Below are 23806 nucleotides of genomic sequence, written 5' to 3'. Positions count from 1 at the left end.
GAATATGTCTATACTGGAGGTTTAAAGTATGAAAGATATCTTAAGAGAAATCGGGATGATTGCCCGTTCACTTGATTCTATTAGCAATATTGAATTTAAAGAGTATGATTTGACAAAGGGGCAATATCTCTATCTCGTTCGCATCTGTGAAAACCCCGGAATCATTCTAGAAAAACTGTCAGAATTAATTAAAGTTGATCGGACAACAGCCGCCCGTGCCATACAAAAGTTAGAAGCTAATCACCTCATTGAAAAAAAGGCAGATCCGATCAATAAAAAAATTAAATGCCTATTTCCAACAGAAAAAGGCCAAAATATCTACCCACTTATTATGAAAGAACATCACTATTCAACTCAAATAGCAGTTAACGGTCTATCAGAAAAGGAACAATTACTACTCGCGACACTCCTTCATCGGGTTAGAAAAAATGTTGAAGTAAGCTGGGAACACGTTAAAAAAGGAAAAAAACGAGAATATTAATAAACTGAGCAAGAAGGGAGAAAACTTATGTCAATTCACCTACAAAAAATCACTAAAAATAACGTTCAAGACTTACAAGAGGTGAGTATTCAAACCTTTACAGAAACATTCAAAGATAATAATTCTGAAAAAAGTCTAAATGATTATCTCAATACGGCCTATGAACTTACAAAATTAGAAAAAGAATTAGAAAATCCTCATTCAGAATTTTACTTTGCTTACTTTAATAACGAACTTGCAGGTTATCTAAAAATAAATATTAACGACGCTCAATCAGAAAAAATGGGGGAAAACGCTCTTGAAGTGGAGCGTATCTATATTAAAAAATCATTTAAACGCCGAGGTATTGGTCGTCATTTAATCGAAACAGCTGAACAATTAGCAAAAAAATATCAGAAAAATTTAATGTGGCTCGGAGTTTGGGAATACAATCCTAAAGCAATCGCCTTTTACGAAACATTAGGATTTAAAGTAATCGGTGCCCACTCCTTTTTCATGGGAGAAGAAGAACAAACCGATCTAATCATGAGTAAACAACTATAAAAAGCGTAGAAACCATATTCTATGGTTATCTACGCTTTTTCTTCTCACCCTATACAGCTATCTGATTAAAATTGACGATTTAGGTCATAAATACCCCTATAAATTGTAATTTAATTATTTCATTTTCTTTTCAAAACGGAACATTCCCTCAAAATAATCACCCATAGGAATATCGTCCGAATCGTTCGGATCTTTATGCCACTTGTTGAAAAATTCAACTATATGAAAACCACATTTGTTTACATAAAAGTGAATATTACGCTTTTCAAAGTATGGGGTGCAAGTTTCCCACACGTTTGTCTCAGGGTGTAACTTCTCTATTGCTTTCCAGATAGCCTGACCTATTCCTTTGCTTTGAATGCCGTTCTTTACATACAAAAAATCTAAATAATTGTGTTGTGTTTTTTTGTCTATCACTACAATAGCACCACCCACAAGTTCACCACCGACAACAGCTTCATAAGCCACAGAACCTTCTGCATTTAAGGAGCGGTCTATATGCGATTCGGGTAAAATCTGCTCATTTATTGCGCCGAAGCCTTCGACCGCACTTTGTTGAAAAGCTATTTGCATATCTTCTTTAAATTGAACAGTATGTTCAGACTGTAATATTCTTAATTCAAAATTCATTGTGCTACTCCTCGATAAATTGTAATTTTTTCCCTTATTATACTCTTTAATTGTTAAAAAATCTACTCGATAAAAGGAAATGACTGTATAACATTACTCGCATAGCACAACTTGACTTTAGATGAATATCAATTCTGCATTGACAAACGCTCTTACCCTCGCTGTAATATTATCTATTTTCTACACTCACAGCATTTGTGTGACATTCTCCTTTTCACCAAACTGTTTTTATCTGGGCCGTGTCCAACTTATCGCCAATAGTCTACAATCTTTTCGTCAAGAACTGCAACCTCTTTTTCCCGTTGTTTGAAATCAAAAACAGACAAATACTTTTCGTTCATATCCTTTTATCCCACTTGATACCGTATCATTCGATAACGGTGGCAAGCTATCTTTTTCGACTTATACCTATTGCGACTACTCCATATTGCTACGAATTCTATCCTTGAAACCTTGTACAGCAACCGCTTATCGTTCCCGATATTGATAACGACCTCAGACTTATGCACATATTGTTTACATTAAAAAATCTTTACAGCTTGAAAGCCGAAACATACAGAAACGGTAAAATTATAACAGCACATTCTGTCGAATAGAGTTATACCTATCTAAAGTATGATGCAACATAGACGTGCGCAAAAATTCCTTCACAGAAAACATGCAACGGTTAAAGCATTTGATGACAAACTCAAAAAATATAATGGGGTAAGACAAAAAGAGCTATCAGAGTTTCAAAAACTCTAATAGCTCTTTCCTTATTCTTATGATAATTCAAATGACCAAAAATCTTGGTTTATGTTTTTTTAGAGGTGTAAAATTACTCCCACTCAATTGTTGCAGGCGGTTTTGAAGTAATATCATACACCACGCGGTTAACATGTGCCACTTCGTTTACAATACGAACTGAGATTTTTTCTAATACTTCAAATGGGATGCGTGCCCAATCAGATGTCATTCCATCGATTGATGTTACAGCACGAACAACAATCGTGTAATCATAAGTACGCTCATCTCCCATGACACCAACCGATTTAATATTCGGTAATGCCGTGAAATATTGCCAAACATCTCGTTCTAAGCCTGCCTTCTTAATCTCTTCACGTAAAATAAAATCCGAATCACGAACAATTTCTAATTTTTCTTCTGTCACTTCACCAAGAACGCGAATTCCAAGTCCTGGTCCTGGGAATGGTTGACGGAAGACAATTTCCTCAGGTAAACCAAGTTCTAATCCTAATTGACGAACTTCATCTTTGAACAACGTATTTAATGGTTCGATTAATTCAAACTCCATATCCTCAGGTAATCCCCCAACGTTATGATGCGATTTAATCGTTTGTGCCGTATCTGTTCCTGACTCAATAATATCTGTATATAACGTTCCTTGCGCTAAGAATTTCATATCTTTCAATTTAGCAGACTCTTCATCAAAGCAATAAACGAACTCATTTCCAATAATTTTACGTTTTTGCTCAGGATCAGAGACACCTTTTAATTTGCTTAAGAAACGGTCCTGTGCATCAATTTTAATAAAGTTCATATTGAATTTTCCGTCAAATGTTTCAACAACACTCTCTGCTTCACCTTTACGAAGCAATCCATGATCAACAAACATACATGTTAATTGATCACCGATCGCACGATGGATAAGCGCTGCAACAACTGAAGAGTCAACCCCTCCACTTAAAGCACATAAAACATTGTCGTTTCCAACTTGCTCACGGATTTTTTGAACTTGTTCTTCAATAAAGTTTTTCATTGACCAATTCGCTTGTGCACCACAAACATCGAAAATAAAGTTACGTAACATGTCTGTCCCATAAACTGAGTGTTGAACTTCTGGATGGAACTGCACAAGATAAATATTTCGTTCCTCACAAGAAGCAGCTGCGATTGGACATGAATCACTACTTGCATCCACAACAAAACCTTCTGGTAATTTTGTTACATGATACCCATGACTCATCCAAACCACTTGTTCTTGAGGGGTATTTGTAAATAACTTACTATTATTTTTTACAATAATCTCAGCTTTTCCATATTCACGTTGTTCTGCACGTTCAACAGTTCCACCATGCATATGCGTCGTTAACTGCATCCCATAACAAATTCCTAAAATCGGTAAACCTAATTTGAAAATTTCTGGGTCTACAGTAAAAGCACCTTCCTGCGTTACACTATTTGGACTTCCACTAAAGATAATCCCTTTTACATTAGGCATTTTTTTAATCTCTTCGGCCGTTAATTTATGTGATTTTAATTCACTATAAACTCCAAATTCTCGAATTCGTCGTGCAATTAATTGGTTATATTGACTCCCGAAATCAAGAACAATCACTTGATCATGTTGCATACCCTTCACCTCTTTTACTTCGTTCTTTAAAAAAATTATAGGCAAAAACCTATAATTTTCTTATTTCCATTATATAGTATAAAATTCTTTTTTTCCACATTAATTCGACAAAATAAACTGGTAATTTAAGCGAGGACAAAATGAATGAAGAAAATAACCATTAATGCCCACATTACAGGATGTACTTCTTTTTGGCGACGAGCCGCTAACATCATAATTGGGTATAAAACAAACCCTGATGCGATCCCCTCTGCAATTGAATAACCTAACACCATCATAATGATTGTAACGAATGATGGAATTGAAGTCTCTAGGTTTTTCCATTCAATATCCCCTAGTGATGAAGCCATTAAAATTCCTACCGTGATTAAGGCTGGTGCCGTTACCGCTGATGTAACAACAGATAACAATCCTGAACAGAATAACATCAGTAAGAAACATAACGCTGTAAAGACAGATGTTAATCCTGTACGTCCTCCCGCTTCAACACCTGTTAGTGATTCAACAAATGAAGTCGTTGAAGATGTTCCAAGAACTGATCCAATAACAGTGGCACTTGAGTCAGCTAATAAAGCTTTATCTCCATTAACTAAATGTCCCTTTTGGTCAACTAATCCTGCACGAGTCCCAACCGCAACTAAAGTTCCGGCAGTATCGAAGAAGTCAACGAATAAAAATGAGAAAATAACTGGAATCATTTCAACCGTAAAAATACTTGGTAATGCCTCAAATAATGCCCCAAATGTTGGTTTTAAAGATGGGATTGGTGCAATAATTTGTGTTGGTAAAGCTACAACACCTAAAAGAATCCCTACAACAGCTGTAACAATCATTCCAATAAAAATGGCAGCTGGTGTCTTACGAACTAATAAAACTAAAGTAACAATTAATCCGATAACGGTAATTAAAACGTTAGGATCTGTTAAATTTCCGATTCCTACTAACGTTGCATCGTTATTAACGATAATCCCTGAATTTTGGAATCCTAAAAATGCGATAAAAAATCCAATTCCTGTTCCTACTGCGTGTTTTAAAGCAGTTGGAATACTATTAATAATTAATTCTCGTAAACCAGTAGCTGATAAAATAATAAATAAAATTCCTGAAACAAAAATTCCAGCTAATGCCTGTTGCCAGCTATATCCCATCATAAGAACTACAGTATACGCGAAAAAAGCATTCATTCCCATTCCCGGTGCTAATGCAACTGGGAAATTTGCATAAAGTCCCATAATTAAAGTCCCAATTGTTGCCGCTAAAATAGTAGCTGTAAATACCGCCCCAGTATCCATTCCAGCTGCACCCAATGTATTGGGATTAACAAAGATAATGTATGCCATTGATAAAAAAGTAGTTAATCCAGCAATAAATTCCTTTGAAACCGTAGTTCCACGCTCTTCCAATTTGAAGAATTTGTTCATAAGGTTACTCCTCCTAATTATTCATTCTTCTCCCGATTTTGTTTAAATGATGAAACAAATTGTGCATTATATGAATTCCTACTCCAATAGTAATTTTTAAATGCCCGCCTTCACAATTATCTCAATCATTTAAACAAAAAAAGACTTTCAGTATCCATTACTGAAAGTCTCCACAGTGGAATGACTAAACGTGATAAACTATGGCCAATTTATCCTGTTTTGCTAATTACCACCCGTAGTCTACTCATTTACGGTGAGTAGGTAGAGACTTTCGGACCCTATTTCCGATGATATACGAGAGAAAAGATTAAATTTACTTCTTAAATATACGTTCATTTCTTAAAAAAGTCAATCCTATTTACACAAATTCTTCACATTAGTTTAGATTTTTTATTAAAAAATGAAAATAATTCCTTTTCCTTTCATTTTTAAACGCATTAAAAAAGGATGAAGAAACCACACGCTCTCATTTCTTCATCCTTTTCCAAAAATATACTAATAAATAACCGATTATTTTTATCGCCGTAATAAATGAATACGCTATTGTCACACCCAACGTATTCATCAATAAGTCGTCCACATTAAATCCTCTATAGGCATACCCTGTTACATAATCATACATCAGTTGTAAACATTCAATTGTTAAGGATACTAAAAAGCCGACCCCTGTCACTTTAAAAATTCCCCACTTTCGCTTTTGAAAAACAGTAGGTAAGTAAAAGCTTAGCGGCATTAACATAATGAAATTCCCCAACGTAGTAATATGAAACAAATTATTCCATTTCATAAAATCAAATAATTGAAAATTGTGACGACGTTCAGATACAATTCCACAACTAACCCCTTTCCTTAGCAGTTCAAGATAATGAGCATTAATAGGCATAGGAAAAAAGGTTAAGCGAATAACATTTAATACATAAAAAACAAAAGAAGTGACTATCATAAAGTGAAACAGTGATTTATATTGAATCCGACGATAATAAATAATCATGATTCCTAAAGTCAAAATCACTGTCATCAGTAGGTTGAAGTTTAGTACTGATATCCTTTCTAACTGATCAATCTGATTCGCTAAATCGGATAAATTATGACACCCTACTACAGCCTCCTTCATGATATTCACTCCCTATTAATTAATCTTATTTTACTCGTACCACTTGTGTCCTTACGACCATATCATGTAATGTACACAGTTCTTGTTTACGAATGCATTGATAAGCCAATAGGATCCCATTAAATAATACAATAAATCCTCGTGTTAATGAAGATAATAAAAACTTCATCATAAAATCGCGTTGGAAATACTGCTTTAATGTCATTTCTTTCCCATCTGCTCTAAGCTCTTTGATCTTCATTAGTTTCTTTCCAACTGTTTGCCCTGGCATTTTTACTGGAACATAAACAAAGTAAATCCAAACGTAAAGAAGTTGAAGTGCCACCATGGCCAATAATCCATTTAACTGTAATGGATTCTCTATACTTACTGAAAAAGCACTCATAATAAAACCAAAATTACCAAAAAAGATAACGACTAACATCAATGCATCAATTAAAAATGCGACCCCTCGTCTGAATAAAAGATTAAACATTACTAACATCCCTCTCCTATAATTGCCGAAATTAAATTACTCCCTTATTATACATGAGATAATATAGAGTGTAAATTAAGTTATTTTATCTTTCACTGCTTTTATACTGAAAGCGAGGAGGGCTAGTTTTTTAAATATTTATAAAGAAAAGAGGAATGCTTATGTCATTCGACCAATCCTATTTTTATAGCCTGGTTAAGGATATTTTAACGACTCCTAGCCCAAGTGGCTATACACATCATGTTATTGAAAAAATAGCCCAATATAGCAGCGAATTGGGTCTTTCTCACCATAAAACCAATAAAGGTAATCTTATAATTGAATTTCCGGGAATCCACCCCAACCAAACACTTGCGTTGGCAGCCCACGTCGATACTTTGGGACTTATGGTTCGTTCTATTAACCATGACGGAACACTAAACTTAACCTCAATTGGTGGAAATCAAATGATGACATTACAAGGAGAATACTGTCAAATTCATACCCGAAATAATACCACTTATACGGGAACAATTCTTAGCACCACCCCGTCCGCTCACGTCTATAAGGAATGTACACAAACAGGACAGACTATTGATGAGCTTATGGTTAGAATCGATGAAAAGGCGGAGAGTAAAGACGACGTTATTAATCTAGGTATACAAAATGGTGATTTCATATCAATTGACCCCAAAACAGTCATCACCAAAAGTGGATTTATTAAATCTCGGCATATTGACGACAAAGTAAGTGTTTCGATTATTCTAACAGTCTTTAAGTATTTGAAAGACAACAACTTAAAGCCTCGACATACGATTAAACTTATTATCTCTACTTATGAAGAAGTGGGACATGGAGCCTCTTATATTCCAAATGATGTCAGTCGCTTACTTGTCGTTGATATGGGGTGTGTAGGTAAAGATTTATCATGTACCGAGTATGATGTTTCCATCTGTGCTAAAGATTCATCTGGCCCCTATGACTATAATATGGTTTCCGAGCTCCTCACTTTGTCTAAAAAACACCAAATAAACCACGCAATCGACATATACCCTTTCTATGGTTCCGATGCCTCAGCTGCTCTTCGCGCTGGGCACGATATAAAGGCGGCCTTAATCGGACCTGGGGTACATGCTTCACACGGAGTCGAACGAACCCATATTGAAGGATGTCTCAACACAATGAAATTAATCTTCGCCTACTTAACAGAAATTCAATTTTAATAGTTAAAAGGAGACCATCCTATCTAAGATGGTCTCCTTTTATTAGAGGACTCCTATCCTCCATTTTTTATTCAACTACCAATTTTGCAGACTTATCCCCATGTAAATAAGCTTGATAACGATTAATAATATCCATCATTTCCTGACGCGTCTTAACCGTTGTAATTAGACGTTTAACATGAGTTGCACCCTCTAATCCTTTAATATACCATGCCATATGCGATCTCATCTCAAGTAGGGCGACCTTTTCACATTTTAAATCAATTAATCTATCCATATGGTCAATAGCTAAGCGTAGCTTTTCATCTGCTGACGGTTCTTCAATTAACTCATCTGTTTTTAAATAGTGTACAATTTGCTTCATAAGCCATGGATTTCCAAGGGCAGCACGACCAATCATAATACCATCTACCCCAGACTCCTCTAACACCTTTTTAGCGACTTCTGGAGAATTAATATCTCCATTACCTATAACAGGAATCGTTTTAATTGCCTCTTTAACATCTTTAATAATTCCCCAGTCTGCTTTTCCTTCGTACATTTGCGAACGTGTGCGTCCGTGGACAGCAACAGCACTCGCCCCTGCTTGTTCAATTTTCAATGCATTCTCAATCGCATAAATATGCTCTTTATCCCATCCTGTACGCATTTTTACGGTTACAGGCTTTTTACAAACATCTACAACGCTTGCGACAATATCATAGATTTTTTCTGGTTCTAATAACAAACGTGCTCCCGCTTCATTTTTAGTCACCTTAGGAACTGGACATCCCATATTAATATCAATAATGTCGCAATCACAATTCGCATCAACATATTTAGCTGCCTCAATAAACGTTTCCTTATCTGCACCAAAAATTTGCATCGATAATGGACGCTCTGCCGGATCAACATATAGCATATCTAACGTTTTTTTATTTTGATACACAACAGCCTTATCACTTACCATTTCTGCATAAATTAATCCCGTTCCCATTTCTTTAATAATCGTACGAAATGCGGCATTACAAACACCAGCCATTGGTGCTAAAACAACAGGATTATCAATTTCAATTTCACGGATTTTAAAACTCATTGTTTCATCACTCTCCCTTTCAAAGGACTCTATATTTTTATAAACGAACATATCTTTAATTCTCATATCCTTACCTTAAACGATAGTCGCCAAGGCTTTGATTCCCCTACCACTTAAAAATCAGCTGTAGCTTCCTTTAGTAGGGCTTTAAAGGAGTTGAACATCTAACAACTTCTTTAGATATCTATTTAAAAGCACTAAAATTATCGACATAAAATCTCAAATCATTATACCGTATCCCGTTTAAAACTTCAAGTCACGTCTATTGATTCACTCTAGACGTCGCATATTAAAAGGAGGATTTATCCAATCCTCCTTTTGTATTTTTGTATGCAAACCGTTATCCCTTCCAAATAACAAAAGCCATATACGCTACATAAAGTGAAATTAATATAACTCCTTCTACTTTATTAATCTTACGTTTAGACACCGCAAATCCATAGGCAATTAGTGAGGTGATCAACATCAAGAACATGTCGAAAAATACGGACGTATTAATCGTAATCTCGTGAATAGTTGATGAAATTCCAAGAACAAAAAACACATTGAATATATTTGAACCAATTACATTTCCAAGTGCAATATCACTCTCACCTTTACGAGCGGCCACAACGGAAGTCACTAATTCTGGTAAGGATGTCCCAATAGCTACAATTGTTAAACCTACCATACTTTGACTCATTCCGAATGTTAGGGCAATGGCTGACGCCGCATCAACGACCCAATCCCCACCAAGGACAATTCCAACAATACCAATTAAACATAATCCAATACTTTTAGGCATTGAATATACCTTAATCTCTTCTTCTGTCTCAGCCTCAACGCCATTCTTACGAGAAGTTAACGCTAATTCAATCAGATAATACATAAAGATAGCCATCAATAACAACAACATAATTCCATCTGCTTGTGTCAAGACATTATCAGGATAATTATGATATTTCGAATCATATCCTAAAAGAATTAAAACAAATGTCCCTAAAATCGCAAATGGGAATTCCTTCGCGATGATAGATCGCTTAACCTTTAACGGACAGATAAAAGCGGAAACTCCAACTACCACTAATAAATTAAACATATTAGATCCGATAACATTTCCTACTGTAATATCATTTGCACCAGCAAAGGCCCCTGTAATACTTACCGCTGCCTCTGGAGCACTCGTACCAAATGCTACAATCGTTAATCCGATAATCAAGCTCGGTATTTTCAATGTTTTAGCAATCGACGACGCCCCTCCTACGAACCAATCCGCCCCTTTTATTAACAAAATAAAACCAACAATCAACATGATATAACTCATTCATTTCACATCCTTTTTATTATCGATTTAAGAAAATGCTTAATCCGATAAGAATTAAAATAATCCCACCGACAATCTCAGCATAATTATTCAGATATTTTCCAATCTTCTTCCCAAGTAAAACACCGATATAACTGACGATAAATGTAATAATACCGATGATGGTAATAGCTAGAACAATATTAACATCAAAAAAGGCAAAGGTAACTCCCACGACCAATGCATCTATACTTGTTGCAATGGCCAAGATTGTTAAAGATTTTACACTTAATAAGCCTTGATTTTCCTCCTCCTCTCCATCGTGAGAAAATGCCTCATAGAGCATCTTTCCCCCAATCGCCCCCAATAAGATAAGGGCAATCCAAGGTGTAAATGTTTGAATGTACTTCGCAAAACTTTGACCACAAATCCAACCGATTAAGGGCATCAAAGCCTGAAAGCCACCAAAAAATACAGCGACTTTTGCTGCCTGACGTGAATTAGAACGCTTAAGACTCATTCCCTTCGCAATAGAAACCGTAAAAGCATCCATGGCCAAGCTAACCGCAATAAAAATCAACGTTAAAATTCCCATCCAAAACCCTCCTTTCTATAACCTCTTTAATCCAAGTCGTATGAAAGCAATAAAAAAACGAGATTCATACATAACAAAAAAGTTATGTATGAGTCTCGTCATTTAATATTAAGCCAGAAATTAATTTCGCGATTGTTGACCTAATCACATCAAAGATGCTAACTACTCCCTCATTCTTAAACAGGTTTTAATTAATAACGAGATTAGTATACTATATTCATAGGTTATATTTCAAGAACGACATTCCAATTTTTGAAATGTAATCTTATTATTTACAAACTATTAAAAATTAAACCAAGAATTATAAATTAAAACTCTATTAACACGTAAAAATAAACTTTTTAAAGGGAGATTTATCTTTTAACAACCGGACGACGTAAATCTAACTTTTTCGTCTACTTAAATATGTATAATAAAAAAATCATAGGGGGGTGAGGCTATGAGCCGTTATCAAAAAAGGCAACAAAAAATTTGGCTTAATCTAATCAAGATGAATCTTTTATCTCTAATCATCGGTGGTAGTATTTTTTATTATTATGAAACACAAACAGTGATTGAGACGCTCAATAAAAAAATTAACCAACAAAACCAAACCATTAATCAACAACATCATGCACAAACATCACTAATTAATGCTAATCACTCTTTACAAGAACAATTAGAATTAGCTCTGCAAACAAAGGCAACATTAGAAAATGAGGCGACGTCTCAAGAAGATCAACTCGTTGCATTAAATGAACAAAATGAACAATTAAACCAAAACATTAGCAGCCTAAGTAAACAACTAGAGGACTTAACAAAGTTAAACGAACAGTATATCTCTGAAAGGCCTCTTAGTGTAAATGAATTAGAAGTTAAATATCGAAACCTCCTTGGCGAGGCCCAGAGCAAAGCAGGCGAATTGGAAAATGCTAAAAATGATGTTCAAAAGGAAAGGGATGAAATACAAAACTACTATAATACCCTTAACGAGCATTTTTACGTAAAAGATGATTTAAAGGTTAAATTAGTTGAAACGCGAACAACCGATCAGCATTACTGGTTAGCAGAAGTTGTCGCCTCAAACGAAACACCACTTAAGGGGGCCATGGCAAATAATACTTATAATGGGGAGCGAGAAACCATTTCCTCAATGGCCAAACGTTTAAATGCCATTCTTGCTATTAATGCATCTGGATTTTATGCTAAAACAAATCGTCCGATGGGGGCTGTTGTACGCAATGGAGAGTTAATTAGTCTAGACACCTCTTATACTGAAGAAATTTTATCCTTAAAATCAGATGGCGATTTAACTTTTACAACGATTAATACAGAAGAGGAATTTAAAAACGCTGATATTCAGCAGACATTCACGTTCGGTCCTATTTTAATTCGTGACGGAAAACCTCTTGAAATAAAGGATACTAGTTATCACCCAAGAACGGCAATCGGACAATTAGATGATAATAGATACGTCCTACTTGTTGCTGAGGGACGTATGGAAGGGGCAAAGGGAATGAGCCTTCAAGAGGCTCAACAAATCTTTTTAAATTTAGGTTGTGAAACTGCATATAATTTGGATGGTGGAGGTTCAACAAGTCTTTACTTCCAGGGAAAACTTATCAACACTCCTTCAGACGGAAATGAACGGTCTGTGGTAGATATGATTTACTTTTAAAAGGGAGGTTTTATCTTCAAAGATAAAACCTCCCTTTTAAATTCATCTTAACTTCACTCTATTGAGCCTATCTGCAAGAAAATCACATCTAGACAATATTATCATGCTACTACTAAGTTACTCTCCTAGAGAGTGAGATACTTTTTTAATTGCCATCGCATTAAACTTTTTACTCCATTCGTGGGCTTGCTTTCCTTTAATCTTGTACTGAGGATTAATTTCAGCTAAAGGAATCATCACAAAATCCCTATCAGTCATATATGGATGAGGAACAACTAATCTCTCTGTCATAATATTTTCTTTTCCATAAAGTAGTATATCTACATCAATAACACGCGGACCCCATTTCATCTCACGAATACGACCAAGATCGCTTTCAATTAACTGACAAACCTCTAATAATTCAAATGGGTTTAAAGAAGTTTCGATTTCTACCACGAGATTCATAAAAAGATCCTGTTCCTTATATCCCCACGGTTCCGTTTCATAGAGGGATGAAACACGAGTTATTCCAATCCCCTCATGACGATTTAATAGTTGAAGAGCATCATATAAATATTTTTTTTTATCTCCTATATTAGATCCAAGCCCTAAGTAGGCAATCTGCATCCCTATCACTCCTATCTTGTAACTAAAAGACTGACAGCGGCCGTTCCATTAAAGTTTGTAATAGGCGGTTGCATCTTTCTTACTTCAACTTTTACGTTCTCAATCGTGCGGTAAGTTTGAATTAAACTATTTCCAATTCGATACGCTAACGTTTCCAACAAGTCCACATGTTCACCGTACATAATATCTTCAATAATAGCATAAGCATCTGCATAGTTAATCGTTAAATTTAAAGCATCTGATGCGCCAGCTCTAGCAACACAATTTGTCTTCATCCAAACATCGACCTTAAACTTCTGATCAAATTCATATTCATGGGGACACGCACCATGTCTTGTTACAAATATCATATCATTTAACATAATTTGTTCCATTTTTAACACTCCTCTTTCTATTAGCCAATCAATGCTTCCATTACCCGGGCTGCACGAGCATTTTCAAGGACATCATGCACTCGAACAATATTTATATTCTTACTTACCGCAAAGCAAGTGGCTGCCATTGTTCCCTCTGCTCTTTGATTTACTCCTAACCCACCTAATAAATGACCAATTGTTCCTTTTTTACTTACACCTAGTAAAATGGGATACCCCAAGTCGTGTAGCTCTGTAATTCGTCGTAATAATTCAATATTTCCCTCAACGGTTTTGGCAAAACCAATCCCTGGATCAATAATTATTTTATCTTGGTTCACCCCTGCAGCTTTTACTAACTCAATACTCTCCATCATTTCTTTCTTCACGGTTAAAACGATATCCTCATACTCAGTCAATGACCCGCTAACCGCTGTTATACAATTTGTTTTCTCTAAATTTGGTTTACGATTATGCATCAAAATAACATAGGCACCTGTTTGTGCCATCACCTCAGGCATTAATGGATCAAATTTGGCTCCACCGATATCATTAATTATTGTTGCACCCGCTAGGACGGCTTGCCTTGCCACCTCAGCCTTATACGTATCAATAGAAATAGGAACGTCAATTTCAGTAACTAGTCGTTTAATAACCGGAATAACTCGACTTAACTCCTCCTCTAAACGAACAATACTAGAACCCGGACGTGTTGACTCACCCCCAACATCAATAATATCAGCACCATCTAAAACCATTTGTTTAGCTCTTTCCACAATTTCATCAAGCTGTGAATAACTCCCACCATCGGAAAAACTATCCGGCGTAATATTTAAAATACCCATAATTAACGGCTTCTTTTGATTAAATAACATAGTAATCTCCCCTGTTTTTCTATTTAACTTATTTATAAGTATAAGTCATATCAAACGTCAAGTAAATACAAAAAAAGTCGTGTTCTCCAATCACACGACTTTTTCTCTTTTATTTAATTAGCGTTCTCTAACGCTTTAAAGAAGCCTTTAGGATGTTTACAAACAGGACACATAGCCGGCGCTGCTACTCCGAAATGGATATGTCCACAGACTTGACATTCCCACGCAATAGGAGTTGCACGCTTAAACATTGTATCATCTTCAAATTCCTTGGCTAATGTAGCGAAACGTTGGCGATGAGTTTCTTCAATCTTTCCAATAAAATTAAAAGATGCCGCAATCTGTGGAAATCCTTCATCTTTAGCAACTTGAGCAAATGCCGGATAAACCTCTTCATGCTCGTGTGCCTCTGCACGCACCGATGCCATTAAATTTTGCATCGTATTCTCTTGATATAAGTCTACGGGATAATTCGCATCAATTTGAATTTCCTCTCCATTAAATTCATCCATCAAATGTTGAAAAAATATCTTCGCATGCATCTTTTCCTGTTCCGCTGTTAATTTAAAGACATCAGCAACTAATGGATATCCTTGCTTTCTAGCAATACTCTCATAAAAATTATACCTATTGCGTGCTTGAGACTCCCCTGCGAATGCTCGCATTAAATTTTTATGTGTTTCAGTTCCCTTTAACGTTGCCATTCTATCTAACCTCCATTAAGCTTTGAAATATAATTTTATTGTGGAGGATTAGATTTAAAATATTCTAACAAACTAAAAGTTAGGTTTAATTTGCAACCTTTTATGCTAGAACTTATGTTATCTCCTTTATTATTTTTACGTTTTATTTCTTATTTTCCTTTTTCTTGTAAATATTTGCAAATTAATATTAATTGAGAATTAAATTCTTTAACGTAAGGCGACGTCGTATCCATTTTAGGATATAAATAGATAATCTCGTCCTCAAACATCAAACTGAGTTGACTTTCTTGATTAGATATAAGATATTGACTTTTAATTAAATGATTTAAGTCTCTTGTTATCATCGATACGGTTTCAGCGTCGTAACTCAACCTAATCAACTGATAGTCCGAAGTAAAAATATAAAGGATTAAAGATTTATCCCTACAATATAAATTTTTAGGATAAATGACGGTTTTATGATCAAAAACAAGACATTCATCAATAACCTTTAACAGGTAAATAAGAGCTACAGATTCGGAGTCAATATATCGCATTGAATTTTCCCTTAATTGATTAATGGTAATCATAAAAACCCTCCTTTCACAACAAGATATGTCTTAAAAGGAGGAAAAAGAACACTAGACAATAATTCTTAATAAATAATTATAAATAATGAGCTGTTCCTGATCAATTGGGGTCATAATCATTTCTCTTAAAGTATAAGGAACTTTCACTGCATCACGGATAAACTTCATTCGTTGTTTAGCGACTGCCTCGTAGAATTCCTCTTTATTATGCGTTCTTAAGTAATTTTTTAATGGTAATCCTAACTCTTTTAACTGTGGATACTCTTCATAATAAAAGGTAACTAAATCTATTGTTGCAACGTGAGCTCTATCATATTTCATATTTTTAGGATTAAGGAGTTGGGTATAGTAATAATTAAGTTCTGTTACTTTGCTTACATCTTCTCCGTCTTTTGCTAGACGTTTAGCTGACTGACTCATATATTTTTGACTCTGCAAGCTACGAATAAGATGTCGGGATTCTCGAAAATGAGTATTTGTTACATCCTGCGCCATTAACCAGTTATATACACTATAAAAATTAGCTAACTCTAAATACCCTAATCTTGCTAACGACGTCGCAATACGACTTCTCAAATGGCATCGTGCCTTTTGATCCTCCTCATTTTGATATAAAAAGATATACACACTTAATCTTAGCTTTAAGGGTAGATAATCGAGTGGTGTTGTTGGGTACACTCTAAATTTTCCCTGATATATCCATGCTATCCTTTGTATTAAAAATTTATTTAACTCCTCCAATTGGCCATTGTCTTCCACTAATAGCTTATGAAATTCCGAATTAAAAAATTTTTCTAATTCTGTAAAGCGAGTATTTGCTAAAGACATGTACCACTCTGGTAAGACATCTGCACCCTTTAACATCTGATAAGTATATAAATACTTAATATTAAATAAGTAACTCCTACTTTTCAAATCTGCATGTAGCCTCTTAAAACTGTTTAATCGTGTTACACTTGGTTCCTTTTGATATTGATTGAAAAACATTTCAGCACGGTGAATAGCTTTTTGAAATTTCATACTCATCCCTCCATCAGCTAACAGTATCCCTAATATACTATATGCACCGACCCCACCCTTTTTGTTATCTCAATTTAAAAAATAAAAAAAACCTTACAGCTATTAGCTACAAGGTCACTTTATTTCGACGTTAACTTTCTTCTCTATATTTAAAGTGAGACACGCTCTCCTTCCAAACGTGGAAGGATCTCTTTCAACAAATAATCCCTTACCTGTTGCCCAAGGTCTTCACGCTCTAGCGCAAAGTCAATCGTCGCTTTAATGAATCCAAATTTATCTCCAACATCATATCGCTTTCCTTGAAAATCATAGGCATATACCGCCTGACGATCCATTAATCGATCAATAGCATCCGTTAATTGAATTTCACCCCCTGTACCAGGCTCTTGGTCTTCTAACATTTCAAAAATTTCAGGTGTAAGTACATATCTTCCCATAATAGCCAAATCTGAAGGTGCTTCATCAATCCGTGGCTTTTCAACCATTCCTGTTAACTTTACCATTCTAGAATCACCGTTAAACCTTTGAGACTCAGCAGGGTGTACAATCCCGTACTTATAAACTTCCTCATGAGGAACCCTCTGTACTCCCATAATAGAACATCCAATTTTATTATATGCTTGTACAAGTTGCTTTGTAGCCGGATTTTCATCATTGACTACCACATCGTCACCTAATAAGACAACAAAAGGTTCATCTTTAATAAAGGTTTTAGCACATAAAATGGCATGTCCTAATCCCTTTGCCTCCTTTTGACGAACGTAATGAATTTGAACTAAATTAGAAATCTCTTTCACCATCTCTAACATTTCTAATTTTCCCTTTTTCTCTAGTGTATCTTCTAATTCATATGATTTATCAAAATGGTCCTCAATTGGTCGTTTCATAGAACTTGTTACAATTAAAATTTCCTCAATTCCGGATGCAACCGCCTCTTCAACAATATATTGAATGGTCGGTTTATCCACAAGAGGCAACATTTCTTTGGGCTGTGCCTTAGTTGCAGGCAAAAACCTTGTTCCCAACCCTGCCGCTGGAATAACCGCCTTCCTTACTGGTTTCCGCATGAATTCATCTCCATTTCCAAATATCCCATTAATTATATATCTATTATATTATAAATAGTTTTTCCAAATTTTATAACAACAATGTAGGAGGAAATTAGAAAGTTTTTACTAATGCTTTCCCTCACAAAATCAGAAAACGTTCATACACTAAATTAGGTAGTAAATCTACCGAGATTAAATGAGGTGAATTATTTATGTGTGGAAATGGAAATTGTTGTTTTATTTTAGTTTTATTTATCTTATTAGCTATCATTGCTTGCTGCTGTAACGGTGGATTCTAAGCCAAGAATATAAATTTTTTAAGGGTGGTCTAGACGGACCTCCCTTTTTTATTTTATACTCCGCTATCCATCATCGGTATAAAAAGAGTACATCCACTTGCTATTACTCTCTCACAAAATACGTTATTTTTCATACATTAAATTAGGTAGTAATTCTACCAAGACTAAATGAGGTGAACAATCTATGTGTGGAAATGGAAATTGTTGTTTTATTTTAGTTTTATTTATCTTATTAGCTATCATTGCTTGCTGCTGTAACGGCGGATTCTAAGATAAAAAAATAATAACAAAAGGGACCTTATACTAGGTCCCTTTTTCTCTTACCTCATTCATTAAAAAACAACTTCTTTGTAATCACCCTATCAGTATTCATTTTATTTAACTTGAATAAAGATACACGCTTATTGAAGATTAATAGTCTCTTTAAAACCTTACATAAAATTATCCTTGCATCTGCTCAACAACAAACAGGATCCATCGCTCGGACAGTAGCATTACAAAAACTATCATTTACGAAGGAGTATAGTTAATATCCTGATATTCCTACGAATTTTCACGAAAATTACTAGTCCCCTTGTTAGATAAATCTAATAATTTATGTTGCGCACATGCATAACGGGCGCTATCTATCTTATCAACCTTGCTATAATAATAATAAGCCATTTCAAAGTCTTGATTTTTTTCTGCCTCTTGTCCCTGGGTAAACTGAGATTTAGATATCATTACACGTTCTATTATTTCCATTTCTCTTTTTAAGGATGATAGGGGAATTTGGGCATAAGCTTTTTTATAACTTAAAAGTGCCCCCCTTAAATCATCATTTACAAATGATACCTCCGCATTTAACTTATATCTGTATACCTCAACACATCTTGGAACTAGGTTCACACCTATAATAGCCAGAGAAAAAAGAAAAATAAATAATTTATATCGCCATAATTTTTTCATACCTTTTAACCTTACTATCTAGTTCGCCTTTCTAAGCATCGAATTTATATTTCTATCTCTTAACTGTAGACAATTGGATGACTATATCGATAGACTTTAAAACTCCTATTAATCAAAATTCCCCCAAATCTTTCAATACGTCCCTGTAAAAAGTTTCTAAACTTCGAAATTCCTGATTTAAAGAGTTGATACTTAACGTCCTGAAACTCAGGATCACTTAAAATAAATCCAATAAAGTCATCTACATTATCCACTCTCATCAATGACTCGTAATCCCCCACGGTAATTTGTCTAAATGTTTGATTCAGAAATCTTTCCGCAGACGTTACAGAATTATAATAATACTGATTATCTAAAGACTTTTCTCTTAATGACTGATCAAATTCTGCAAGTAATCGATAGACCGAGGCATAGTAGTCCTCAACTATCTTGATATAATAAAAAACTCCATCATCTTTTAATGCCCTTATTCCCTCTAAAAAAAAATCCATTTGTTTTTCTTCACTACGTAAATCCAAATTACTAGAATAAACAATATCGGCTGTTTTACTCTCTATCTCTAAACCTTTTCCACGGTTTAGCATGATATTTATATCTGGTGGGTTTACCAACATGCGTTTAATTCGTAAAATATTTTCTAATTGTTCATCGACTAAATATAATTGTTGAAATCGACGGCTTGGATAAAACCCACTTGTCCAATAAGATAACGATAAACATCCTAATTTAACAACAACCTCATTCCCATTCATATCACTATTGTACGTTAACCAAATATCACAATTATGATTGATGCCGTAGCGTTCAAACATATACATCAAGTCATATTTAATCGATGGATAAAAAAATTCTCGTGATTCCATTTTCTTTAATGAGTTCACGACATGTTTTTCAACATTACAAATCGCATAAGGTATCACTTCCCATCCCCCTTCCTAACATTCATTATTTATAAACACCATTATCCACATTAATTAATCATCTATGTGGATAACTTAGATTCTATTTTTATCAGTTTAATAAGCATTTTATTGATAAAATATAAATTTATCCACAGAGCTGTGTATAATTATATTATAACATAATGTGGAAACAAATAAACAAATTTAATATCATTTTTTACATAATATTATCGATTTTTGAAACTTTACCATTGTTTAAATGTCCATTTTTGTCTTTTTTTATGTTGTTCCTTTACTTTCTAATAACTTATCTACTATTCTATCCTTTAAAAATACTTTCATCTACCTTCTATCAAATAAGTATAGCCCGTACTAGGAAGATAGATTTTTATTATAGAAATGGACTTATATATATTAATATCTCCTTCCTAATTAATTTTAATTCCTCATATAACCCCTCTTATCCGCATATAGTGGTATAAAAAGACTTACATCTAATGAAGGAGGATAATTATGAAATTTCAACTTGTTGATCCATCCTATTGTGTGACGACTGATTTAACCTACCACAAATATGCGATATCTGAAGGAATACATGCCCTTTATCCTAATGCATCTATTAACATCCATAGGTACTATTTTGAAATAGAAGATGAATCATCTCAAATTCTTGCGAATCTACCGTTAATTAATGAAGAAATTGCTGCAAGAGATCCTTACTTAAAGTCCCTATTTGAAAATTCTCCGATAGAAAAAGACAATGAGGTTTTACTATCACCTCTCTTATTCAAAAATGCATAAATTTAATACCACGTCTTCTAGGTTGACATAAGAAATATAATTTTTCTTACTAGTCGACCTTTTTTATAATAAAAAAAAGGATCAAATAGTTTAGAAAACTCTCTGATCCCTTTTGATATCATTATCCATGATAAATAAAAAAAACACCCCAAAGGATGTTAATTGGCTATTTGGAGCGGGTGAAGAGAATCGAACTCTCACAGTCAGCTTGGAAGGCTGAAGTTCTACCATTAAACTACACCCGCATTTATTTATGGCCTAGCGACGTCCTACTCTCGCACTTGCGTACTACCCTCGGCGCTAAGGAGCTTAACTTCTGTGTTCGGTATGGGAACAGGTGTGCCCTCCTTGCCCTTATCACTAGACCTTCTGTCAGATCTTATCAATCTCACAAAACTAGATATCTTCTGCTTACTTCCTTATTAGTTAAGTCCTCGATCGATTAGTATCAGTCCGCTTCATCTGTCACCAAACTTCCACTCCTGACCTATCTACCTCGTCGTCTTCAAGGGATCTTACTTCTTTCGAATGGGAAATCTCATCTTGAGGGGGGCTTCACGCTTAGATGCTTTCAGCGTTTATCCCTTCCACACGTAGCTACCCAGCTATGCTCCTGGCAGAACAACTGGTACACCAGCGGTGTGTCCATCCCGGTCCTCTCGTACTAAGGACAGCTCCTCTCAAATTTCCTACGCCCACGACGGATAGGGACCGAACTGTCTCACGACGTTCTGAACCCAGCTCGCGTACCGCTTTAATGGGCGAACAGCCCAACCCTTGGGACCGACTACAGCCCCAGGATGCGATGAGCCGACATCGAGGTGCCAAACCTCCCCGTCGATGTGAACTCTTGGGGGAGATCAGCCTGTTATCCCCGGGGTAGCTTTTATCCGTTGAGCGACGGCCCTTCCATTCGGTACCGCCGGATCACTAAGCCCGACTTTCGTCCCTGCTCGACTTGTTGGTCTCGCAGTCAAGCTCCCTTCTGCCTTTACACTCTTCGAATGATTTCCAACCATTCTGAGGGAACCTTTGGGCGCCTCCGTTACTCTTTGGGAGGCGACCGCCCCAGTCAAACTGCCCACCTGACACTGTCCCCTGACCAGCTCATGGCCACGGGTTAGAACCCCAGTAACACAAGGGTAGTATCCCAACAGCGACTCCTCCAAGACTGGCGTCCTGGTCTCTTCGTCTCCTACCTATCCTGTACATGTGTCACCAGTGCTCAATATCAAGCTACAGTAAAGCTCCACGGGGTCTTTCCGTCCTGTCGCGGGTAACCTGCATCTTCACAGGTACTATGATTTCACCGAGTCTCTTGTTGAGACAGCGCCCAGATCGTTACGCCTTTCGTGCGGGTCGGAACTTACCCGACAAGGAATTTCGCTACCTTAGGACCGTTATAGTTACGGCCGCCGTTTACTGGGGCTTCAATTCAAAGCTTCGCTTGCGCTAACCTCTCCTCTTAACCTTCCAGCACCGGGCAGGCGTCAGCCCCTATACATCACCTTGCGGTTTAGCAGAGACCTGTGTTTTTGATAAACAGTCGCCTGGGCCTTTTCACTGCGGCTTGCTTTCACAAGCACCCCTTCTCCCGAAGTTACGGGGTCATTTTGCCGAGTTCCTTAACAAGAGTTCTCTCGCTCATCTTAGGATTCTCTCCTCGCCTACCTGTGTCGGTTATCGGTACGGGCACCTAATAAATTATCCCTAGAAGCTTTTCTTGGAAGCGTGACATCAGCTGACTTCACCCTTTCGGGCTTTCGGCATCACAGCTCAATGTTTCGCCATGCGGATTTGCCTACATGACCACCTCACTGCTTACACGTGAATCCATTCACACGCTCAACTTAGCCTTCTCCGTCACTCCTTCAGTTTATTAAGTGGTACAGGAATCTCTACCTGTTGTCCATCGGCTACGCCTTTCGGCCTCACCTTAGGTCCCGACTTACCCAGGGCGGACGAGCCTTCCCCTGGAAACCTTAGGCTTTCGATGGATAGGATTCTCACCTATCTTTCGCTACTCACACCGGCATTCTCACTTCTAACCGCTCCACAGCTCCTTCCGGTACTGCTTCTCCGCTGTTAGAACGCTCTCCTACCACTGACACTTCGTGTCAATCCGCAGCTTCGGCGGTCCGTTTAGCCCCGGTACATTTTCGGCGCAGAGTCACTCGACTAGTGAGCTATTACGCACTCTTTAAAGGATGGCTGCTTCTAAGCCAACCTCCTAGTTGTCTGTGCATCTCCACATCCTTTTCCACTTAACGGACACTTGGGGGCCTTAGCTGGCGGTCTGGGCTCTTTCCCTTTTGACCATGGACCTTATCACCCACAGTCTGACTCCCGATCATATCTATCTGGCATTCGGAGTTTGATTGAGATCAGTACCCCGAGGTGGGGCCATCACCCATTCAGTGCTCTACCTCCAGTAGACTCTTATCGAGGCTAGCCCTAAAGCTATTTCGGAGAGAACCAGCTATATCCGTGTTCGATTGGAATTTCACCCCTAGCCACAAGTCATCCAAGCACTTTTCAACGTGCCCTGGTTCGGCCCTCCAGTCAGTGTTACCTGACCTTCAGCCTGCTCATGGCTAGCTCACACGGTTTCGGGTCTACAACATCGTACTCCTCGCCCTATTCAGACTCGCTTTCGCTTCGGCTCCGTCTCTTCAACTTAACCTTGCACGATATCGTAACTCGCCGGTTCATTCTACAAAAGGCACGCCATCACCCTTTAACGGGCTCTGACTAGTTGTAGGCACACGGTTTCAGGTTCTCTTTCACTCCCCTTCCGGGGTTCTTTTCACCTTTCCCTCACGGTACTGGTTCACTATCGGTCACTAGGT

22 protein-coding genes, 1 tRNA gene, 2 rRNA genes and 1 riboswitch (1 of these 26 only partly in view) are annotated in these 23806 nt (G+C 36.5%); of the genes, 5 read left to right on the top strand and 20 right to left on the bottom strand.

Going from position 1 to position 23806, the window contains the following annotated elements; genetic code table 11:
- Window positions 1-28 precede the first annotated feature (28 nt).
- Entirely contained in the window at window positions 29-481 is a 453-nt protein-coding gene (locus tag VXM77_RS01165; protein ID WP_161832242.1) for a MarR family transcriptional regulator, read from the top strand.
- A gap of 27 nt (window positions 482-508) precedes the next feature.
- On the top strand, window positions 509-1024 hold the full coding sequence (locus VXM77_RS01160; protein WP_161832241.1) for a GNAT family N-acetyltransferase: 516 nt from the start codon (window positions 509-511) through the stop codon (window positions 1022-1024).
- Between the two features lie 114 nt (window positions 1025-1138).
- Here the strand turns inward: VXM77_RS01160 and VXM77_RS01155 are convergent, their stop codons facing one another.
- The 5 genes from VXM77_RS01155 to VXM77_RS01135 all read right to left on the bottom strand — a co-directional run bounded on the left by VXM77_RS01155 (window position 1139) and on the right by VXM77_RS01135 (window position 7017).
- Entirely contained in the window at window positions 1139-1654 is a 516-nt protein-coding gene (locus VXM77_RS01155; RefSeq protein WP_161832240.1) for a GNAT family N-acetyltransferase, read from the bottom strand.
- Window positions 1655-2471: 817 nt separating this feature from the next.
- Complete coding sequence (gene guaA, locus VXM77_RS01150) at window positions 2472-4007, bottom strand: glutamine-hydrolyzing GMP synthase (protein WP_338506691.1); 1536 nt, start codon at window positions 4005-4007, stop codon at window positions 2472-2474.
- A 125-nt stretch (window positions 4008-4132) separates the two neighbouring features.
- Window positions 4133-5428: an NCS2 family permease gene (locus VXM77_RS01145; RefSeq protein ID WP_161832562.1), complete on the bottom strand. Its 1296-nt coding sequence runs from the start codon at window positions 5426-5428 to the stop codon at window positions 4133-4135.
- A gap of 216 nt (window positions 5429-5644) precedes the next feature.
- Window positions 5645-5746: riboswitch (purine riboswitch) on the bottom strand.
- 148 nt (window positions 5747-5894) lie between these two features.
- On the bottom strand, window positions 5895-6542 hold the full coding sequence (locus VXM77_RS01140) for a VanZ family protein (protein ID WP_161832563.1): 648 nt from the start codon (window positions 6540-6542) through the stop codon (window positions 5895-5897).
- A gap of 25 nt (window positions 6543-6567) precedes the next feature.
- Window positions 6568-7017 (bottom strand): RDD family protein, encoded by a 450-nt coding sequence (locus VXM77_RS01135; RefSeq protein WP_161832564.1) that lies wholly within the window; start codon window positions 7015-7017, stop codon window positions 6568-6570.
- A gap of 161 nt (window positions 7018-7178) precedes the next feature.
- Here VXM77_RS01135 and VXM77_RS01130 point away from each other — a divergent pair, with 161 nt between their 5' ends.
- Window positions 7179-8219 (top strand): M42 family metallopeptidase, encoded by a 1041-nt coding sequence (locus VXM77_RS01130; RefSeq protein WP_338506687.1) that lies wholly within the window; start codon window positions 7179-7181, stop codon window positions 8217-8219.
- Between the two features lie 67 nt (window positions 8220-8286).
- Here VXM77_RS01130 and dusB read toward each other — a convergent pair whose 3' ends face one another.
- The 3 genes from dusB to VXM77_RS01115 form a co-directional block, all read right to left on the bottom strand.
- Window positions 8287-9294, bottom strand: coding sequence for a tRNA dihydrouridine synthase DusB (dusB, locus tag VXM77_RS01125; protein ID WP_161832566.1), 1008 nt, complete (start codon window positions 9292-9294; stop codon window positions 8287-8289).
- Window positions 9295-9634: 340 nt separating this feature from the next.
- Window positions 9635-10597, bottom strand: a complete 963-nt coding sequence (locus VXM77_RS01120) for a calcium/sodium antiporter (protein WP_161832567.1) — start codon at window positions 10595-10597, stop codon at window positions 9635-9637.
- 19 nt (window positions 10598-10616) lie between these two features.
- Complete coding sequence (locus VXM77_RS01115; protein WP_338506684.1) at window positions 10617-11171, bottom strand: manganese efflux pump MntP family protein; 555 nt, start codon at window positions 11169-11171, stop codon at window positions 10617-10619.
- 439 nt (window positions 11172-11610) lie between these two features.
- On the opposite strand from VXM77_RS01115, the gene VXM77_RS01110 reads away from it, so the two are divergent.
- Window positions 11611-12828: a phosphodiester glycosidase family protein gene (locus tag VXM77_RS01110; protein ID WP_338506682.1), complete on the top strand. Its 1218-nt coding sequence runs from the start codon at window positions 11611-11613 to the stop codon at window positions 12826-12828.
- Window positions 12829-12945: 117 nt separating this feature from the next.
- On the opposite strand, the gene folK is transcribed toward VXM77_RS01110, so the two are convergent.
- The 9 genes from folK to VXM77_RS01065 form a co-directional block, all read right to left on the bottom strand.
- Window positions 12946-13437: a 2-amino-4-hydroxy-6-hydroxymethyldihydropteridine diphosphokinase gene (folK, locus tag VXM77_RS01105; protein WP_338506680.1), complete on the bottom strand. Its 492-nt coding sequence runs from the start codon at window positions 13435-13437 to the stop codon at window positions 12946-12948.
- A gap of 11 nt (window positions 13438-13448) precedes the next feature.
- Complete coding sequence (folB, locus tag VXM77_RS01100) at window positions 13449-13811, bottom strand: dihydroneopterin aldolase (protein ID WP_161832571.1); 363 nt, start codon at window positions 13809-13811, stop codon at window positions 13449-13451.
- A 20-nt stretch (window positions 13812-13831) separates the two neighbouring features.
- Window positions 13832-14665 (bottom strand): dihydropteroate synthase, encoded by an 834-nt coding sequence (gene folP, locus VXM77_RS01095; protein ID WP_338506678.1) that lies wholly within the window; start codon window positions 14663-14665, stop codon window positions 13832-13834.
- A gap of 113 nt (window positions 14666-14778) precedes the next feature.
- Entirely contained in the window at window positions 14779-15369 is a 591-nt protein-coding gene (rbr, locus tag VXM77_RS01090; protein WP_161832573.1) for a rubrerythrin, read from the bottom strand.
- A gap of 149 nt (window positions 15370-15518) precedes the next feature.
- Window positions 15519-15938: a DUF3908 family protein gene (locus VXM77_RS01085; protein ID WP_338506675.1), complete on the bottom strand. Its 420-nt coding sequence runs from the start codon at window positions 15936-15938 to the stop codon at window positions 15519-15521.
- 51 nt (window positions 15939-15989) lie between these two features.
- Window positions 15990-16958 carry a hypothetical protein gene (locus tag VXM77_RS01080; RefSeq protein ID WP_338506673.1) on the bottom strand — a complete coding sequence of 323 codons (969 nt, stop codon included), beginning with the start codon at window positions 16956-16958 and terminating at the stop codon, window positions 15990-15992.
- Window positions 16959-17107: 149 nt separating this feature from the next.
- A complete protein-coding gene (galU, locus tag VXM77_RS01075) occupies window positions 17108-18025 on the bottom strand; it encodes a UTP--glucose-1-phosphate uridylyltransferase GalU (RefSeq protein WP_161832576.1) in 918 nt (305 codons plus the stop codon).
- A gap of 824 nt (window positions 18026-18849) precedes the next feature.
- Complete coding sequence (locus VXM77_RS01070) at window positions 18850-19254, bottom strand: hypothetical protein (RefSeq protein WP_161832577.1); 405 nt, start codon at window positions 19252-19254, stop codon at window positions 18850-18852.
- A 59-nt stretch (window positions 19255-19313) separates the two neighbouring features.
- Complete coding sequence (locus tag VXM77_RS01065) at window positions 19314-20174, bottom strand: hypothetical protein (protein WP_338506671.1); 861 nt, start codon at window positions 20172-20174, stop codon at window positions 19314-19316.
- 495 nt (window positions 20175-20669) lie between these two features.
- Here VXM77_RS01065 and VXM77_RS01060 point away from each other — a divergent pair, with 495 nt between their 5' ends.
- On the top strand, window positions 20670-20957 hold the full coding sequence (locus VXM77_RS01060; protein WP_161832579.1) for a hypothetical protein: 288 nt from the start codon (window positions 20670-20672) through the stop codon (window positions 20955-20957).
- Between the two features lie 171 nt (window positions 20958-21128).
- On the opposite strand, the gene VXM77_RS01055 is transcribed toward VXM77_RS01060, so the two are convergent.
- From VXM77_RS01055 to VXM77_RS01045, 3 genes are all read right to left on the bottom strand, one after another.
- Window positions 21129-21202: transfer RNA gene (locus VXM77_RS01055), tRNA-Gly, on the bottom strand.
- Window positions 21203-21213: 11 nt separating this feature from the next.
- Window positions 21214-21322 (bottom strand): 5S ribosomal RNA (rrf, locus tag VXM77_RS01050).
- Between the two features lie 57 nt (window positions 21323-21379).
- Window positions 21380-23806 (bottom strand): 23S ribosomal RNA (locus tag VXM77_RS01045); it runs 467 nt beyond the window's last position.

Origin of the sequence: Turicibacter sp. KK003 (genome assembly GCF_037014675.1) — a bacterium.
GTDB classification, from domain to species: Bacteria; Bacillota_I; Bacilli_A; order MOL361; family Turicibacteraceae; genus Turicibacter; species Turicibacter faecis.
This window is presented reverse-complemented; position numbering and strand designations above follow the sequence as displayed.